Origin of the sequence: Paraburkholderia sp. GAS42, assembly GCF_050436565.1 — a bacterium.
Classification (GTDB): Bacteria; Pseudomonadota; Gammaproteobacteria; order Burkholderiales; family Burkholderiaceae; genus Paraburkholderia.
The window spans coordinates 209,016-226,255 of record NZ_JBNDML010000002.1; the positions used below are offsets into that span (position 1 = coordinate 209,016).

Sequence of the window (17,240 nt, forward strand, 5' to 3'; positions counted from 1 at the left end):
TCCCTGCGATTTAAGCGCTTAAATTCCGCTGCAAAAAAATCGGCGAAGTGCTTGCCGTACGGACATTTAAGCGCTTAAATTCGAAACTGGGATTTGAAATCACGATGTCTGTCTCCGGAGTATTTTCATGAAACTTAACAAAGGCTGCGCCAGCCGTGCAACATCTGGTTGTGGTTCCCTGAATATGGGATGGCGGATCGGCAATGCCTGTGGGTTTTCCCGGATCGGGCAGTCATGGTCACGTTGACTGAAGTCGCGCGCCGCGCGCGCGTCACGGCCGCAACCGTTTCGAACGTGCTGCGCAATCGCGAGAAGGTGCGTCCCGAAACGGCCGAACGCGTGTTGAGCGCAATCCGCGAACTCGGCTACCGGCCGAACCTGAATGCGCGGGCGCTTGCAGAGGGCCGTTCATCGACGCTCGCGTTGATGCTGGGGAATATCGCGAATCCGTTCTATCCGGAGTTCGTGCTCGCGGCTGAACGTGCGGCGCGTCGAGAAGGCTATTTCCTGATGGTCTGCAATACCGACGACGACGCCGAAACCGGTCGCGCCTATCTCACCCAGGTCGCCGGCACCCTTGCTGAAGGCGTGATCGTGTTGAACACCGACATCGCGATCAACGAACTGTGCGCTTCGGCGGCGATCGGTGCGCCGATTGTGCTGAGCCTGTGGGAGCACCCGGAATCGCCGCCAGGTTTGCCGTGCGTTGCCGTCGATTTCGCGCGCGCGGGCGCGCTCGCGGCCGGGCATTTGCTGGAACTCGGGCATCGCAACATCGGCATGCTGGTCGGTGACGGCTGCGGCGGTTTGCAGGACGCGCGCGCGAATGGCTTTCGCGAGGTCGTGCGTGCCGCGGGCATCGAACCGGACGATGCGGCGGTGCTGCAGATCCGCGACACGATCGATGCGGGTTACGAAGCGTGCATTCAGTTGATGTCGAACACGCCTGGCCTCACGGCGATCTTCGCGACGAACGATCTGCTCGCGATCGGCGCGATGCAGGCGCTTGCGTCGCTCGGTCGTCAGGTGCCTGAGGATGTCTCCGTGATCGGCATCACCGATATTCAGCTCGCACACCAGGTGCGTCCAGCGCTAACCACGGTCGCGATCAATACGAGCGAGATTGCCGGGCTGTCCATCGATCTTCTGATCCGCCTGATGCAGAAGGGACGCGTCGATGCCATGCCCGCGATGCTGCAGGGACCGCCGCCGAAGCTGATCGTCAGGCAGTCGACACGCCACGTTGCGAAGCCGGAATGAGGGCGCGTGGCGGGTTGCGGGACACGTCTCCGGCTGGCCTCCGGCTTCCGCAAGCATGGCTTGATGCGTCTGAAAGGCCCGCCAGGCAAGGCTGTGCCATTGGTCTGTTTTCGAGAACAGTGATTTCGCCTTTAGGGTCTTTATCCCGAGGTACTACCGCTCCTACACTCGCCTCAATCGCTGCAAACACACCGGTTTGCAGCCCGGTTAAGGCAAATTATTCGGAGGTAGTTATCATGAAATCGCTCATCAAGGCTGTCGCTCTGGCTGTCGTGCTTACCGCTCCGGTTGTTTCGTTCGCACAGTCGAACGGCCCTGTCACCCGTGCTCAAGTGCGTGCTGACCTCGTTCAGCTGGAAAAGGCTGGCTACAACCCGAACCTCGACTCGATCACGTATCCGGACAACATCCAGGCTGCAGAAGCCCGCGTCTCCGCTCAAAAGGCTGCTGCACAAACCAGCGGTTACGGCCCGTCAACGACTGGTTCGTCGCAGGCAGGCGTGCGTCAGGAAGTAACGGTTAGCTCGTACTCGCCGCCGGTCTACGTTGCACATTGATACGAACTGACTAAAACAGTTGTGACTGTCGAAAGCCCGCATTGGCGGGCTTTTGTCGTTTTCAGGGCCGCGAATGCGGCGACAGTGTCAAATCTTCATCAACCCGCGGACCCGCGGAAATCCTGCCGAAACAATAATAATCGGGGCGCAATCTGATTCGCTCAAGCGCAGCCATTCGCTGCCGTAAAAGCGTACGCATCTCGCATATTGGGACCGCGAATGTCCTGCGCGGCTCTGCATTCCGCAGACGAATGCGAATACCGATTACCTGTAGCACCCATGCTTCAGTCAATGCTTCAGTCAGGAGAACCGTGAAACTCTCAATCAAACTTCCATTGGCATTTGCCGCTGCACTTTTCCTGATGTTTGCGGGGGCCATGTACGGCATCTTTTCGCTGAACCGGTCGATCGGGCAATACAACACGACCGTGCAGTCGAATGTGGCTAACGAGCGTGTCGTGTCCTCGACATTGACGACGTTCAGGCTGCAGGTGCAGGAATGGAAGGACACGCTCCTGCGTGGCAAAGACCCCGCGAAACTCGACAAATACTGGACCGCTTTTGGTGAGCGTGAGCGCGTTGTCGATGAGCGGGTTAAACAGTTGCAGGCCGCGCTTCCGGCTGGCAAAAGTCACACGTTGATCGACCAGTTCGCAAACGCGCATGCCGCGATGGGCATCGGTTATCGAAAGGGATTCGATGCATTCAAGGCCGCCGGCTTCGACCCGACGGTGGGCGACGCGGCTGTCGCAGGCGTTGATCGCGAGCCTGCGCGGCTGCTTGAAGAGGCTGCACGCGAGATCGCGGCGGAAAGCGCCGTCGTCTCTGCCGCGACCTCCGCCGATGCAGCGCGCGCGTCGGAAATCAGCGTCGCGCTGATGCTGGTGGCGTGTACCGGCGGCCTGATCGGTGCCGTACTGTTCAGTCGCACGATCACGCGTCCGCTCGATCATGCGGTGGGCGTCGCGCGCACCATCGCGGTTGGCGACCTGTCCACGCAGTTCGATGCGCCGGGCTCGGATGAAATCGCCATGCTACGGGCGGCGCTGATGGACATGCAGGGCAGCCTGTCGAACGTCGTGAGTAACGTGCGTCAGAATGCGGAGGCGGTGTCGACGGCCAGTTCGCAGATCGCCGCTGGCAACCTGAGCCTGTCGTCCCGCACCGAAGAGCAGGCCGCTTCGCTCGAAGAGACGGCGGCCAGCATGGAGGAACTGACCGCGACGGTGCGTCAGAATTCCGACAACGCGAAGCAGGCCTCGTTGCTCGCCGCGCGTGCGTCCGATACGGCGGCGCGTGGGGGCGATGTGATGGTCAACGTCGTGCAGACGATGCACGGTATCGCGGAAAGCTCCTCGAAGGTCGGGGAAATCATTGGCGTGATCGACAGCATCGCGTTTCAGACCAACATCCTGGCGCTCAACGCTGCGGTCGAGGCGGCGCGGGCCGGAGAGCAGGGGCGTGGATTCGCGGTCGTCGCGGGCGAAGTTCGGACGCTGGCGCAACGCAGCGCAGCTGCGGCGAGAGAGATCAAGAGTTTGATCGGGCAATCCACTGAGCGTGTCGAAGCGGGCTCGAAACTCGTCCACGGCGCGGGCGAAATTATCGGGGAAATCGTGCGCTCGGTTCAGCAGGTTACGCAGATCGTCGGGGAAATTTCATCTGCTTCGACTGAACAGAGCACAGGCATCGAGCAGGTGAACACGGCTGTCGGCCAGATGGATGAAGTCACGCAGCAAAACGCAGCGCTGGTCGAAGAAGCATCGGCTGCGGCCCAGGCGATGGCCGAACAGGCTGCGTCGCTGCGCGAAGCGGTCGCGTTCTTCCAGATCCGGGGAGATGTCCTGCGTGCGGCGTAGTGATGAGGCGTGAGTTCACATCACGCCGCCTTCACGACACCCGGCATCACGCCGCTCTTCAGGAACGCCCGCACCAGTTCATGCGCCTGATGCTTGTGCTTAACCCGACGCGCGGTCAAAGCCCGGCCGCCGCTCGCCCGTCAGCCGGAAGCGCACGAATCCGACGTGCTCGCGCAGCACGTAGAACGCGTCCGCGTAAGCGAGCGGCATCTTGAGCCGGTTGATGCTCTCCTCGATATGATCGAGTTCTTTCAGCAGCGCGTCGCGTTCTGCGCCCGATGCCTTCGCCAGCGCGCCACGCTCGATGGCGATCAGCGAGCCATACCAGCGATAGATACGCGAACGCACGCGCCATCGGTAAAGCCCTGGAATCGTGCGCAACGCGGGAACGAGCAGTACCAGCGCGGGCAGCAGCACGACCAGCATCCGGTCGGCGAGGCTCGCGAGCCAGAAGGGCATACTGCGATAGAAGAAGCTCTTGCCGGAGCGGTAGTACCGGGCGGCGTCTTCGCTGATCCGGTATTCATGCGCGATCGGGCTCGGAAACTCGCCGGCGCGCTGCAACAGGCTAGCGGTGCCGTGAACCTGCTGCGCCGCCTCGATCACCAGATCGGAGACCGCGGGATGAAGACTGGAGCGCGCGACGATTTCTACCGTCGGACTCACCAGATGAATGGTCTCGGGCGGAATTTTCCGGCCGAGGTCCAGCACGCCCGGCGGAAGATCGATCTCGTTCAGGTAGGGAAAGAGCCGCGTATAGGCAGCAGCCTCGGAAAAGTCCATCACGGAGACGCCGGGCACCCGCAACAGCCGCAGCATCATTGCCCGCGTGGCTGAATCCCCGTTAAAGATGGCGGCATCCGCGTTGCCTTCCACCACCAGTTTTGCGGCCTGCTCGCCGTCGAATGGCAACAGCGTCGTCGCGTCGCCGGGCTCGATGCCGTTCGCCCGCAGCAGCGCGAGCGAGAGCCGACGCGTGCCGCTGCCCTCACGGCCGATCGCGATGCGTTTACCCGCGAACTCCGAGAGCCGGTCTATGCCCTTTCCCCGATAGAAGACCACGACGGGCGCGTAGAACACACTGCCGAGTGACATCAGCGACGACGTATCCACGCCATTGGTGATGCCACCCTGGACGAGCGCAAGATCGACGTGCTGTTTCGGATCCAGCAGGCGTTGCAGGTTCTGCACGGAGCCATCGGAAGTGAGCACCTTCAGCGTGATGCCGTTGCGCGCGAGGATCTGGCGATAGGCCTCGGCGGCGGGCAGCAGCGAGCTTTCCTGCGGCCCCGCGCTCATGACGATGACTTTGGGTGGCGCGGGATCGACGAGCCAGATGAAGAGCCCGACCGCGAGCGCGACCAGCACGGTGGCGGGCCCCCACACCAGGAGAAGGTCATGCCACCACGTCGCAGTGTGGTTATGGCGCCGGTGCGGGAAGTCCTGCTGGTGACGATCGCTCATAGGTCATTCCCCGGATAACTGTTATAGACCCGCCAGTCGCATCTGCAACACGCCGGTCGGGCCGGGCGTTGCCACGCCGGTGCGGTGCAAATACGGACGATAAATCAGAACCGCCCTGATGGGCGCACGGGCAGTCTGGCAGCGAGTGCGACAGCATCAAAATGATGCGCTAGTCTTTCTGGAGGCCTGCCGCATGGGCAGCAGGACCACGGTCAACTCATCCACCCACCGATGCATCCATTCAGGGGATCATTTCATGAGCACGATCACGACGAAAGATGGCGCTGAGATTTTTTACAAGGACTGGGGTACGGGACGCCCCGTCGTGTTCTCGCACGGCTGGCCGTTGACCGCCGACGCGTGGGACGCGCAGATGCTGTTCCTTGCCCAAAAGGGCTTTCGGGTCATCGCGCACGATCGCCGCGGACACGGCCGCTCCAGCCAGACATGGACCGGCAACGACATGGACACCTATGCGGACGATCTCGCGGCGCTGATCGAACATCTGGATCTGAAGGACGCCATGCTCGTCGGTCATTCGACGGGCGGTGGTGAGGTCGCACATTACATCGGCCGCCACGGGACGAAGCGCGTCGCGAAGGCCGTGCTGATCGGCGCGGTGCCGCCGCTGATGGTGAAAACGGAGGCGCATCCCAACGGCGTGCCCATGGACGTGTTCGACGGTATCCGCAAGAGCGTCGTGGAGGACCGCTCGCAGTTCTACAAGGATCTGGCCATGCCGTTCTACAGTTATAACCGCGCGGGCGCGAAGGCGTCGCAGGGCGTGATCGATTCGTTCTGGGCGCAGGGCATGCTCGGCGCGATCAGCGGGCAGTACGACTGCATCAAGCAGTTCTCCGAGGTCGACTACACCGAAGACCTGAAAAAGTTCGACGTACCGGCGCTGGTGCTGCACGGCGACGACGATCAGATCGTGCCGATCGACGAGGCCGGCCGTCTGTCCGCGAAGATCATTCCCAACGCCACGTTGAAGGTCTACGCCGGCGGTCCGCATGGCATGTGTACCACCATGGCCGACAAGGTCAACGCTGATCTGCTGGAGTTTCTCCAGTCGTGATGCGGGCAGTCTGACAACGGTCGTTTATCCGTTGTTCACGCAACCGCCGGTGCCGTCACCATCGGCCCGCGCGGTTGCCCCAGAAAAGGGCGGAAAACCGGTGCGATGTGACACGTATTGTGCGTCGCACCATTTTTCCGGATTTCAAGTATAGTGATCGATCAATGGTGTCTTCCCGACTGCAGAGGGCGTCTTACAACGAGCGTCCGACGCATATGCCTTTCGCGTGGCCATGACGCACAGGCAAGGAGAGATCAGCATGTTCGATGCCGAAATTGCAGCCACACTTCTAAACCGATGGGATCGCAAGCCGGCGCGCGCCGGACGCGACGCATACCTCAACCTGTTGCGCGAAGGCAACCTCGACTTTACCCATCAATTGGGACGCGTCAGCGTTGGCGAAGCGGCCGATGACAGCGCGCTCAACATCGAGTCGCTTGTTTTCGTCGACGGCTCGCGTGCTGTGCGGATCGAGGCGCCTGATCAGGGGCCCGGCTGGACCCGCTGGGCCGCGTTCGAGCCGCCTTCCGTCCTCGTACCGGACTTCGCCTGACGCGCAGGCGTCTTTCCATTGCGCTCGCCCTAACTACGCATCATTGCGCGTGCGGCCGCCGCTGCCTGTGAATGCCCCAGATCCGGCGCCTCAAAGTGGGCAATCCTCCGATCCGCGAGACTGACTGTTACGTAGTCGGTGGGTGCTTTTGCTGCCGCGCCATCCGACGCACGGTGGTACTCGATGCGAAGCTGCGTCGCCGTCGCGACGACGCGCAGATAGCCATAGTGGCTGTCGTCGTAGTTTTCCAGTGCGACCTGATCCGTCGTCGCGGACGCAACCTGGATGACCTGCGGTGCGCGAAGCGCCGGAGCGCCGTGTTTCGCGAGTTTGATCAGGCCGTGACCACCATTTCCACACACCACGTAGGGAATCTGCGCACCGTCCGCCTGGCGCGTGCGGGTGAATCGCTGATAGTTGTGCGCGTGGCCCGACAGAAATGCATGCGGCCAGACGTCGTTCGCCCGGCACACTTCGTCGATCTGCTCAAGCATTTGCACGCTCGACGCATGAGCGCCCACCGAATATGGCGGATGATGGTCCGCCATGATGAGCGCGCCCGCAAACTGTTCGGTCTTGACGCGTTTGAGCGCCGCGTCGAGAAAGTCCAGCTGGCTTGTGCCGATATGCGGGTCCGCGATCACGCCTGGATCTTCCAGCGTGTTGCTGTATAGCGCCAGAATCCGCACGAACGGCGCATCGAAGGTGAAGAACACACCGGGCTGGATCTGCGCGGTGCGCGACAGACCGCCTGCTTCGGGCGTAACCGCAAACGTCTGCGCGCAGAAGTTGCGCAGCCATGCGTCAAGGCTTGTCGCGTGCGCTTCGGGTGACACCATCCCGTCATGATTGCCCGCGCACGAAAGAATCGGCGCGGGATAGTCGCGATACGGGTCGTAAAACTGGTCGTAATAGTATTTGCCCTCGCCGAAGCTATAGACAACGTCGCCCAGTAGCAGCGAGAACTGCGGGACTTCGCCAGGACTCGCCTCGGCGAAGTCAGCGGTCATCTTGTCCGCTACCTGGTTTTGCGTATTGGGTCCGGTCGTGTTCCCGCAATCGCCTGTCGCATGAAACACGAGTTGCCCGGTTGTGGTGATACGGTCTACGGCCCGGGTGTTGCCGCCGAGCACGTCAGCCAGCGCAAGCCGTGGTTCGACGCCGCCCCTTGGCGCCGGGAACGGTAATGGAAAGAGCTTGTGCTCGGCATTGAGTTTGTCGATCTCCTTGTACGCGGCGTCGTCGGACGGATGAGGGACGCGAAACACGGTCGGATCCGCGGTGGGCTGCGGCTGCGCGAAGACCGGCTGCGCCAGGATCCGGGTGCCCAGTGGCGTCTGGGCCGTGGCCGGGCTCAGTGCGTCACGCGTTGCGGCGGACGATCCACGTGTCGTTTGTTTGCCCGCAGGGGCGGCGGCCGGCTTGCGCTTCCGGCTTCCTGTTTCGCCGCTGGTTTCGCCGGTCTCCGGCTTCGTTTTGGCCTTCGTTTTCGCTTTCGCTTGTGCCTTCGATGTCGGTCTGGATGGCATACGACACTCCCAATGAAAATATCGCTGCGTGCGCAGAGGTGTTTAATCTACGCCGGTTAGAAGAGAACTATATGTCGATAGTTTGCCGTCATTCATCGATCCGTCACATCCCTCCCGAATAATCACCGCGCTCGACCATTCGAAATATCTAGAAGGCGACGTGTCCGTTACGCGGACCCGATACGCTGGTTGACCCCGGGGGTTGTACATGACTATCCGTCATCGCATTACGCTGTTGGTAGTTCTGATGTTTGTCGCGTTGTCGGCCATTGGCGGCTATGCCGTCTACCAGACGCGGCGCAGTGCCGCCGAGGTCAGGCAGGTGACGGAAGGCGTCGTGCCAGGCACGCTGGCTTCGGCCGATCTGGTTTCGCAGGTCAAGGACGTGCAGCTGGCTACGATGACGCTTGTCTATGCACCCGACGGCAACGTGGTCGCTCAGGCGCAGGACGAACTCAAGGCGAAGAAAGCCTCGCTGCAACGCGCGCTCGCGGTGCAGGATCGCGCGGCTGCCAGTCACGCGCAGAAAGGCCTGGTTTCGCAGGCGCGAGACAGCCTGGAGAACTACTTCGCGGCGATCAACGAGACGGCGAAGATGAAAGCCGCCGGCAAGAACGAACTCGCGCAGGCCTTCCTGTTCGCCAACGTCGCGCAGTATCGCGATGAACTCGAAGGCATCGTCGAGACGCTACGCGTCGAAAAGAACCGCGAGAAAGACGACGCCATCACGTCGCTCAACAACACGCTTTCGACCACCACTACCGCGATCGCGATCGTCACGGGTATTGCCGTCATTCTGCTGACGTCGATCGGTTCGCTGCTCTATCGACAGATCACCCGCCCGCTGAGCCGCATGCAGGCGATGATGAGCGAGATCGCGTCGAACCAGGATTTCACGCGTCGCGTGCCGGTGGGACGCATGGATGAAATCGGTCATTCGATCGTCGCGTTCAACGGCATGATCGAAAAGATTCAGGAAAGCTCGGCGCTGCTCAAGCAGAAAACCGCCGACATTCAGGCGATGTTGCAGAACATGCAGCAGGGCATTCTGACCGTCGTCGACGGCGCGGTGATTCATAGCGAGTACTCGGCGTATCTGGAAGCGATCTTCGAAACTGACGATATAGCAGGACGCGGCCTGATGGATCTGGTGTTCGCCGGCACGGATCTCGGCGCGGACGTCCTGTCGCAGATCGACGCCGCCGCTCACGCGTGCCTCGGTGAAGACTGCATCAACTTCGCGTTCAACCAGCATCTGCTGGTCAACGAAATCAATCTCCGCATGCCCGATGGTCGCGTGAAGACGCTCGACCTCAGCTGGTCTGCTATCACCGACGACACCGACACGATCGTGCGTCTGATGCTGTGCGTGCGTGACGTCACCGAATTGCGCAAGCTCGCCGCCGAAGCGGGCGAGCAGAAGCGCAGGCTGGAAATGATCGGCGAAATCCTTGCCGTGAGTGAAGAGAAGTTCCATCAGTTCATCGAGAGTTCGGCAGGCTTCGTCAGCGAGAACGAACGGATCATTCGCAAGCATTCGCAGGCGGATGGCGCGGCGATCGCCGAACTGTTCCGCAACATGCACACGATCAAAGGCAATGCGCGCACGTACAACCTGCAGTATCTGACCAACGTCGTACACGAAACCGAGCAGCGCTATCACGAACTGCGCCAGGCCGATGCCGATCGCGCGTGGGATCAGGAAGACCTGATGCAGGAACTGTCGCGTGTGCGCGAAGCGATCGAGAGTTACGCGACGATCAACGAGGTGAGCCTCGGACGCAAGGGTGCGGGTCGCCGCGGCGATGTCGAGCGCCATCTCATGGTCGACAGGGCGCACATCCGCGAAAGCCTGCATCTCCTCGAAACCGCGAACGTGGCGAGTATCGACGAGCTGATTTCGATGCGCGACGCTGTGCGTCAGACGTTGCGTCTGGTGGGAACGGAAAGCGTGGGCGAGTCGCTCGCAGGCGTGCTCGACTCGTTGCCTTCGCTTGCGCAGGAACTGGGCAAGGTCGCGCCCGTGGTGCGCATCGACGACAACGGCTATCGCCTGCGTAGCCAGGCGGGCGGCACGTTGAGGAACGTATTCATGCATCTGCTGCGCAATTCGATCGATCACGGTATCGAAACCGGCGACGAGCGTATCGCGAAGGGCAAGCTGCCGGCGGGTGCTATTGATATTGAAGTCGGTGTCGACAACGACATGCTTCAGGTCACGCTCAGCGACGACGGCCGCGGCCTCGCGCTTGCGCGTATCCGCGGCATCGCGATCGAGCGCGGCTGGGTTGGCGCCGAAGAAAAACTGGACGACGAAGCCATTGCACAGCTGATTTTCCGTCCGGGTTTTTCGACCGCGCACGCGATCACGGAAGTATCCGGGCGTGGCGTCGGTATGGATGCCGTGCGGGATTTCCTCACCCGCGAAAACGGCCGCATCGAGCTGCATTTCACGGACGATCGCGAGGGTGCTGACTTCCGCCAGTTTCAGACGGTCGTGTGTCTGCCGGACACGCTTGCGGTTGATAGTCTCGGCACGGATGCGCGTCGCGACGTCAGCACATTGCAGACCGGCGCGCTCACGAGCTGAGCCGGAACACTGAGCCGAAACACCGGGCTGGCGACTTTTTTCCTTATCGCTCGATGGCAATTCAGAAGGACAGGTTGTGATTGAACAGTATTGTGTGGCGGCACTGGCCGGGGGGGCGGTGACCGGCGCGCTGGCATTCGTGGCGCACCGGCTCTACAGCATCAATGTGCGGGCGCGGCATCGATCCGAAACAGACGCGCAGATCGAGACGCGCGCGAACGCCGACGCGCAGCAGCGCGCGTTGATCGATCAGGGCGCGCACGAAAAGCAGCAGCTCGAAGCGCTCGTCGCACAGTTGCGTGAAGAACTCGCGCAGCAGTCCGGCGTAGCGGAAGACATCCGCGCGTCAATGCACGCGGCGACAGAAGACCGGCATCAATGGGCCGCGCTCGCGGAACAGATCGGCAGCGAAGCCTCGCGTCTGAAGAGCCTGGGCGCGACGTTCGAGCGCTGGCACGAACAGATGATCTCGCTGATGACGCAAAACCAGGACATGCACGCGAAGAATCAGGAACTGTCTTCGATCGTCAGGCATGTGGTGATTGTCTCGCTGAACGCATCGATCGAGGCCGCGCGTGCCGGCCCGGCCGGGCGCGGCTTCGCGGTCGTGGCGAGCGAGGTGCGAGCGCTGGCGGCGCGTTCGGAAGAACTGTCGAAGAGCTATCGCGACAGCCTGTATCGAAGCGATCTCACGACAACCGGTACGTTCCAGGACATTCAGGCCGGCGGAAAAATGATTACGGCATCGCTTGGCAGCGTCGCATCGCTGGCCAGCCAGTTCCAGTCGCGATTCGATCAGGCCTCGACGTGATCAGCCACCACGCGAAAGAAAGCTTCGAGCGCATTTTTTACAAGGCGGCCCGCGCACGGCTGCCGGTGGATGCGGGCGACGTCTGCGAAATCGTTCCGGTGGGCGAGGGTCACGCTCAGGGCAAGCCAGCGGATAACGTGGTTGTTCTGACGATCTCATCGATCGTGTTCAGGCTGCTGCTGGTGCTGCATTTCGATGAAGACGACACCACACGCGATTACTTCGTCAGGAACGCCGACGGGCCATCGTTTCGCGAAGTGTTCCTGGAGATCTGCAATCTCTGCTGCGGCGCAATGAACCAGGAACTGCTTCACTATTTTCCCGATCTCGGCATGTCGACACCCTATGTGCTGAGCGCGCGCTGCCTGCCGCATCTGGAGGAGCTGAAGCCCGGGTATCTGTCCTCGTTCGCGGTCACGATCAACGGGGCTGTTCAGCTTGGCGCGACCGTCTGCGTCTGCGCGCACGCGCCGCTCGACTTCATCGCCGATGTCGCTGCTGCCGAGGAAACCAGCGGCGAACTCGAACTGTTCTGAAACAGGTTGCCGCGACGGCGAATGAAAAACATTGCAACTGACGTCACAGGAAAAAGTTATGTCGAAAATTCTGGTGGTGGATGACTCGAGCACCGTGCGCGACGAGGTCGCCGGTTTTCTGCGGAAGAACGGACTGGATGTCGACACGGCCGTCGACGGCAAGGACGGTCTCGCGCGACTGAAGGCAAGCCCCGGCATCCGGCTCGTGATCAGCGACGTCAACATGCCGAACATGGACGGCCTGACGATGGTCGAGAAGATCCGTGGCGAACTCGCGAATCATTCGGTGAACGTGATCATGCTGACCACGGAAAGCAGCCCGGCGATGAAGGAGCGCGGAAAGGCGGCGGGCGTCAAGGGCTGGATTGTGAAGCCATTCAAGGGCGATGCCGTGCTGGAAACGTTCAGGAAGCTGGCTGGCTGATGTGAAGCGGGAAGGGCCGCAGCGCGACGTCGACTGCATACGCCGCCGAACCGGGGCGGCCGGCTAATGAGTTCTAGACCCCGGGTTGGTGAAACCTGTCGCAGGCGCCGCGTGTCAGTCTTCAACGCGTCCCAGGCAGCAGGATCCGCTCGTTCACACGGCGGATGTCGGTGTGCCCGCAAAAGGCCATCGTGGTGTCCAGTTCCTTGTGGATGATCTGCAGGCACTGCGTAACACCGGCCTCGCCCATCGCACCCAGACCGTAGAGGAAGCTGCGGCCGATCAGCGTGCCTCTCGCGCCGAGCGCAACGGCTTTTAGCACGTCCTGTCCGCTGCGGATGCCGCCATCCATCCATACCTCGATGCGCGAGCCGACCTCACGTGCGATCTCAGGGAGCGCGGAGATCGACGACGGCGCACCATCGAGCTGGCGGCCGCCATGGTTGGAGACGATCAGTGCGTCGGCACCGCTGTCGGCGGCAAGGCGCGCGTCTTCGACATCCATGATCCCTTTCAGGATGAGCTTGCCGCCCCACAGCTTCTTGACCCATTCGACGTCTGCCCAGCTCAGCGCCGGATCGAACTGCTCGGCAGTCCATGAACTCAGGGACGAGAGATCGCCTACGCCCTTCGCATGGCCGACAATGTTGCCGAAGCTGCGCCGCGGGGTGCCGAGCATGCCGAGACACCAGCGTGGCCTGGTCGCCAGGTTCATGAGGTTCACGAGGGTCAGTTTGGGCGGCGCCGATAGCCCGTTCTTGATGTCCTTGTGACGTTGACCGAGGATCTGCAAGTCCAGCGTGAGCATCAGGGCGCTACACCGGGCCGCCCGGGCGCGCTCAATCAACCGCACGATGAAATCGCGGTCGCGCATCATGTAGAGCTGGAACCAGAACGGTTTGCTGGTGTGTGCGGCAACATCCTCGATCGAGCAGATGCTCATCGTGGACAAGGTGAACGGGACGCCGAACTTCTCCGCCGCGCGCGCCGCGAGAATCTCGCCGTCGGCGTGTTGCATGCCAGTCAACCCGGTTGGTGCAAGCGCCACCGGCATGGCGACATCCTGCCCGACCATCTCCGTGCGCGTGCTGCGGCCCGCCATGTTGACCGCCACGCGCTGGCGCAACTTGATGCGCTGGAAGTCACTTTCATTGGCGCGATAGGTACTCTCGGTCCACGAGCCGCTGTCGGCGTAGTCGTAGAACATGCGCGGCACACGCCGCTGCGCGAGCACACGCAAATCCTCGATGCAGGTGATGGCAGGCACGATCTCTCTCTCAGCGCGGGAACGGACGATGAGTATACGTGCTCGAAGCGGTCGCCCGTCATTATGGGAAACGCAAAGGCTTTTAACGCCGTTCGGTATGTTCTCAGACGCAAACGACTTGCCCGCGCGGCGATCGCGCCCGAGACGGGCCGGGCACAGTCAGATGCATTCAGCCGTGAAGCCCCATCTTGCCGCTGGCTATTGCCGCGATGCGAACGGTGAGCAATCGAGGAAGCAGTCGCGACAACCAGGTAGTGGCTCGCACGCTTGTCCGCCCCGGGTAGACGACGGCTTTCCTTCGATCGAAGGCCTGGAGTGTTTTCTGAACGACCGATTCCGGGCTATCCATGTCCTTGGGCGACACATTGGTCGACACCCCGTCAAAGAAGCGCGTTGCCGTCGGCCCTGGGCAAGCTGCCATCACGTGGACGCCCGTGCCGGCGAGCTCAAATTGCAGGGCCTCGCTGAAGAAGAGAACGAAAGCCTTGGTCGCAGCGTAGGTGGCCATATAAGGGAGTGGTTGAAAGCTCGCGTTGGAAGCGAGGTTGATGATGCCGCCGCTGCCACGTTTTGCCATAAGGCTGCCAAACAGGTGGCTAAGCGCGACAACCGCCTGAACGTTGACCTGGATCGCCGACTGTTCTTTCGCGAGATCGTGCGAGAGGAAGCTGCCGGTCAGACCAAGCCCAGCGTTATTGACCAGCAGGTCCACCTGAATGCCGCGGCGCTCGAGTTCCTCACTGATCTGCATGGCTGCATCCGGATTGCCCAGGTCGGCGTTGAGCGCGACGGATTGCACAGCGTACCTGGCGGTTAGATCTTCCGCCAGGGCTTGCAAAGCGTCGCCGGACCGGGCGACTAGCACGAGGTTCATGCCGCGTGCCGCAAGCGTCTCTGCAAAGACTTTTCCAAGCCCTTTCGATGCTCCGGTAATCAGAGCGGTCGAGCCGCGATAAACAAACATTTGCTGCTCCTTGCTGCGAGGTGAACCGGCATGAGTGCTGCGGACAACCGGGGTTCAGGAAAGGCTGACTGCGTCACGGGCCTGATTGGATAACGCTGCTTGCGGCGAAGGCGGATAGTCGGTGTAACCACGCTCACCCCCGCCGAACAGCGTGCTGCCGTCGAAGCTGGCCATCGGCAGACCATCGGCGAGCCGGCGCGGGAAGTCCGGGTTGGCGACGAATGGCCGGCCGAAGGCGACCAGGTCGGCGTAGCCGCTGGACAGAACCCACTCGGCGCGCGCCTTGTCGTAGTTGCCGGCGACGATGATGGGCCGCGTGAACCGGGCGCGGATGGCCTGGCGGAATGCCTCAGTGAATTGCGGCGCATCGTCCCAGTCCGCTTCGACCAGATGCAGATAGCCAATGCCGCGTGCCTGCAGAAACTCAGCGGCTTCGAGGATGGTCGGCAGGATGTCAGGGCACGCCATGCCACGCGCAGTCAGAAACGGCGCGAGGCGAATGGCGGTGCGCTCCGCGCCCACTTCGTCCGCCACGGCGTTGATGACTTCCTTGAGAAAACGCAGTCGGTTTTCACGTGAGCCACCGTATTCGTCAGTGCGCACGTTGGACGTCGTACGCAGGAACTGGTCAATGAGGTAGCCATTGGCGCCGTGGATCTCGACGCCGTCAAAGCCCGCATCGATTGCATTGCGAGCGGCCTGGCGGAAATCCGCCACGACGCCCTTGATCTCGTCGCGGGTGAGTGCGCGCGGAGTCGGGGAGGCGACCATGGCGCCGACGCCGGTGGCGGGGTCGACCTTCCAGATCTGGCCGTCGAAGGGAACGGCGGAGGGCCCCACCGGCAACTTGCCGTTGTGAAAATCCGGGTGGGACATGCGGCCCACGTGCCAGAGCTGCAGGAAGATCCGGCCGCCTGCCGAGTGGACCGCGTCGGTCACGAGCCGCCATCCGGCAACCTGCTCGGGGCTGTAGATGCCCGGCGTGAAGGAATAGCCCTTGCCCTGTGGCGAGATCTGGGTCGCCTCGGTCACGATCAGGGCGGCCGAGGCACGCTGCGCATAGTAGCGGGCGTTTGTCGCGTTGGGCACGTCGCCGGGCTGGGTGCTGCGCGAACGCGTCATGGGTGCCATGACGACACGGTGAGCGAGCGGGTGGCCGGCGACGGCAATGGGCGTGAAAAGCGGCGACGCGGTAATCGACATGATGCTGATCTCCGGACTTCGTTGAGGATGTGACGCATTGTGCGGAGCCCGGTGCCGTTTGATAATTGGGATACCATTTGAATCATTTTCAAAAAAAACGGAAATATCGTGGACAACCTTGGCGACATCCGGCTTTTTGTTGAAGCGGCAAACCTGGGTGGGCTGTCGGCAGCGGGGCGCAAGCTCGGGCTCTCTCCCGCAGCCGCGAGCGCACGTCTTGTCAAACTTGAGGCGACCCTGCATACGCGGCTTTTCGAGCGCACGACGCGCCAGTTGCGGCTGACGGAGGAGGGCAGGATGTATCTGCTCCATTGTCAACAGGCGCTTCAGTCCCTTGATGATGCTCATGCGGCGCTACAGGCGGGTCGCAGCATCGTTCGCGGAAAGATCCGGATCTCGGCGACATCCGACTTCGGCCGTCACGTTCTCAAGGGCTGGCTCGATGAGTTCAACGTGCAGTATCCGGAGGTCAGTTTCGCGATGGTGTTATCGGATTCGTTGCTGAATCTGTTGCACGAGGACATTGACCTTGCCATCCGGTTTGGCGTGCCGCCGGACAGTTCGTTTGTCGCGCGGCGCCTCGCGCCCAATCGACGCGTGCTGTGCGCGTCGCCTGAGTATGTCGCGACGCATGGGGCGCCCGAACGTCCCCAGGATCTGGAGCGTTTCGATTGCATCGTCCTGGGGTCGGCATCCGGGCTTGCAAACGAATGGCGGTTCGCGCGCGGCGCCGAGGTCGAGACTTATACCGTGCCCCTGACAGATTCTCGAGAGACCAACGACGGTGCACTCGCTCGCGAGTGGGCTGTGGCAGGTCATGGCATCGCGATGAAATCGATTTGGGACATCGGATCTGATCTGCGCTCGGGGAAATTGACGATCCTGATGCCGGAGTGGCGGTCTCCGGATGTCCCCGTGCATGCGTTGTATCAGCGTAGCCGGTACATGGCGCCGCGCGTCCGGGCGCTTCTCGACTTCCTGGTAGAGCGCTTTTCTACGGCAGCCGGTGACCTCGATGCCTGGTTGAACGTCGGCACTGCGGCAGGCTGAAAAATGGGACGATCAACGTTTCGTAAAACGAACGAAACGGGCCGTCGCCGATGACGGGCCGCTACCGTCGCGAAGAACGCGCGGCGCGCGAGCGC

15 protein-coding genes are annotated in these 17,240 nt (G+C 61.9%); 10 read left to right on the forward strand and 5 right to left on the reverse strand.

Going from position 1 to position 17,240, the window contains the following annotated elements:
* Positions 1 to 234 precede the first annotated feature (234 nt).
* The 3 genes from P3T16_RS03555 (at position 235) to P3T16_RS03565 (ending at position 3,676) form a co-directional block, all read left to right on the forward strand.
* Complete coding sequence (locus P3T16_RS03555) at positions 235 to 1,260, forward strand: LacI family DNA-binding transcriptional regulator (protein ID WP_429254236.1); 1,026 nt, start codon at positions 235 to 237, stop codon at positions 1,258 to 1,260.
* A gap of 236 nt (positions 1,261 to 1,496) precedes the next feature.
* Positions 1,497 to 1,817 (forward strand): DUF4148 domain-containing protein, encoded by a 321-nt coding sequence (locus P3T16_RS03560; protein WP_429341195.1) that lies wholly within the window; start codon positions 1,497 to 1,499, stop codon positions 1,815 to 1,817.
* A gap of 311 nt (positions 1,818 to 2,128) precedes the next feature.
* Positions 2,129 to 3,676, forward strand: coding sequence for a methyl-accepting chemotaxis protein (locus P3T16_RS03565; protein WP_429254238.1), 1,548 nt, complete (start codon positions 2,129 to 2,131; stop codon positions 3,674 to 3,676).
* 99 nt (positions 3,677 to 3,775) lie between these two features.
* Here the strand turns inward: P3T16_RS03565 and P3T16_RS03570 are convergent, their stop codons facing one another.
* On the reverse strand, positions 3,776 to 5,140 hold the full coding sequence (locus P3T16_RS03570) for a TAXI family TRAP transporter solute-binding subunit (RefSeq protein ID WP_429341196.1): 1,365 nt from the start codon (positions 5,138 to 5,140) through the stop codon (positions 3,776 to 3,778).
* Between the two features lie 256 nt (positions 5,141 to 5,396).
* On the opposite strand from P3T16_RS03570, the gene P3T16_RS03575 reads away from it, so the two are divergent.
* The gene (locus tag P3T16_RS03575) at positions 5,397 to 6,218 is read left to right on the forward strand and encodes an alpha/beta fold hydrolase (protein WP_429341197.1); all 822 of its coding nucleotides are present in this window, start codon (positions 5,397 to 5,399) and stop codon (positions 6,216 to 6,218) included.
* Positions 6,219 to 6,477: 259 nt separating this feature from the next.
* The gene (locus P3T16_RS03580; RefSeq protein ID WP_429254241.1) at positions 6,478 to 6,771 is read left to right on the forward strand and encodes a hypothetical protein; all 294 of its coding nucleotides are present in this window, start codon (positions 6,478 to 6,480) and stop codon (positions 6,769 to 6,771) included.
* Between the two features lie 29 nt (positions 6,772 to 6,800).
* On the opposite strand, the gene P3T16_RS03585 is transcribed toward P3T16_RS03580, so the two are convergent.
* Entirely contained in the window at positions 6,801 to 8,300 is a 1,500-nt protein-coding gene (locus P3T16_RS03585; protein ID WP_429341198.1) for a metallophosphoesterase family protein, read from the reverse strand.
* Positions 8,301 to 8,508: 208 nt separating this feature from the next.
* On the opposite strand from P3T16_RS03585, the gene P3T16_RS03590 reads away from it, so the two are divergent.
* The 4 genes from P3T16_RS03590 (at position 8,509) to P3T16_RS03605 (ending at position 12,661) form a co-directional block, all read left to right on the forward strand.
* Complete coding sequence (locus tag P3T16_RS03590) at positions 8,509 to 10,890, forward strand: MCP four helix bundle domain-containing protein (protein WP_429341199.1); 2,382 nt, start codon at positions 8,509 to 8,511, stop codon at positions 10,888 to 10,890.
* A 76-nt stretch (positions 10,891 to 10,966) separates the two neighbouring features.
* Complete coding sequence (locus P3T16_RS03595) at positions 10,967 to 11,701, forward strand: methyl-accepting chemotaxis protein (protein WP_429254244.1); 735 nt, start codon at positions 10,967 to 10,969, stop codon at positions 11,699 to 11,701.
* Positions 11,698 to 12,237 (forward strand): hypothetical protein, encoded by a 540-nt coding sequence (locus P3T16_RS03600; RefSeq protein WP_429341200.1) that lies wholly within the window; start codon positions 11,698 to 11,700, stop codon positions 12,235 to 12,237. The genes P3T16_RS03595 and P3T16_RS03600 overlap by 4 nt, the downstream gene beginning before the upstream one ends.
* A 58-nt stretch (positions 12,238 to 12,295) precedes the next feature.
* Positions 12,296 to 12,661, forward strand: a complete 366-nt coding sequence (locus P3T16_RS03605; protein ID WP_429254246.1) for a response regulator — start codon at positions 12,296 to 12,298, stop codon at positions 12,659 to 12,661.
* A gap of 121 nt (positions 12,662 to 12,782) precedes the next feature.
* Here the strand turns inward: P3T16_RS03605 and P3T16_RS03610 are convergent, their stop codons facing one another.
* From P3T16_RS03610 to P3T16_RS03620, 3 genes are all read right to left on the reverse strand, one after another.
* Positions 12,783 to 13,928: an alpha-hydroxy acid oxidase gene (locus P3T16_RS03610; RefSeq protein WP_429341201.1), complete on the reverse strand. Its 1,146-nt coding sequence runs from the start codon at positions 13,926 to 13,928 to the stop codon at positions 12,783 to 12,785.
* Positions 13,929 to 14,097: 169 nt separating this feature from the next.
* A complete protein-coding gene (locus P3T16_RS03615; RefSeq protein WP_429341202.1) occupies positions 14,098 to 14,892 on the reverse strand; it encodes an SDR family NAD(P)-dependent oxidoreductase in 795 nt (264 codons plus the stop codon).
* A gap of 54 nt (positions 14,893 to 14,946) precedes the next feature.
* Entirely contained in the window at positions 14,947 to 16,095 is a 1,149-nt protein-coding gene (locus tag P3T16_RS03620) for an alkene reductase (RefSeq protein WP_429341203.1), read from the reverse strand.
* Positions 16,096 to 16,203: 108 nt separating this feature from the next.
* On the opposite strand from P3T16_RS03620, the gene P3T16_RS03625 reads away from it, so the two are divergent.
* Positions 16,204 to 17,145, forward strand: a complete 942-nt coding sequence (locus P3T16_RS03625) for a LysR family transcriptional regulator (protein WP_429254250.1) — start codon at positions 16,204 to 16,206, stop codon at positions 17,143 to 17,145.
* Positions 17,146 to 17,240 lie beyond the last annotated feature (95 nt).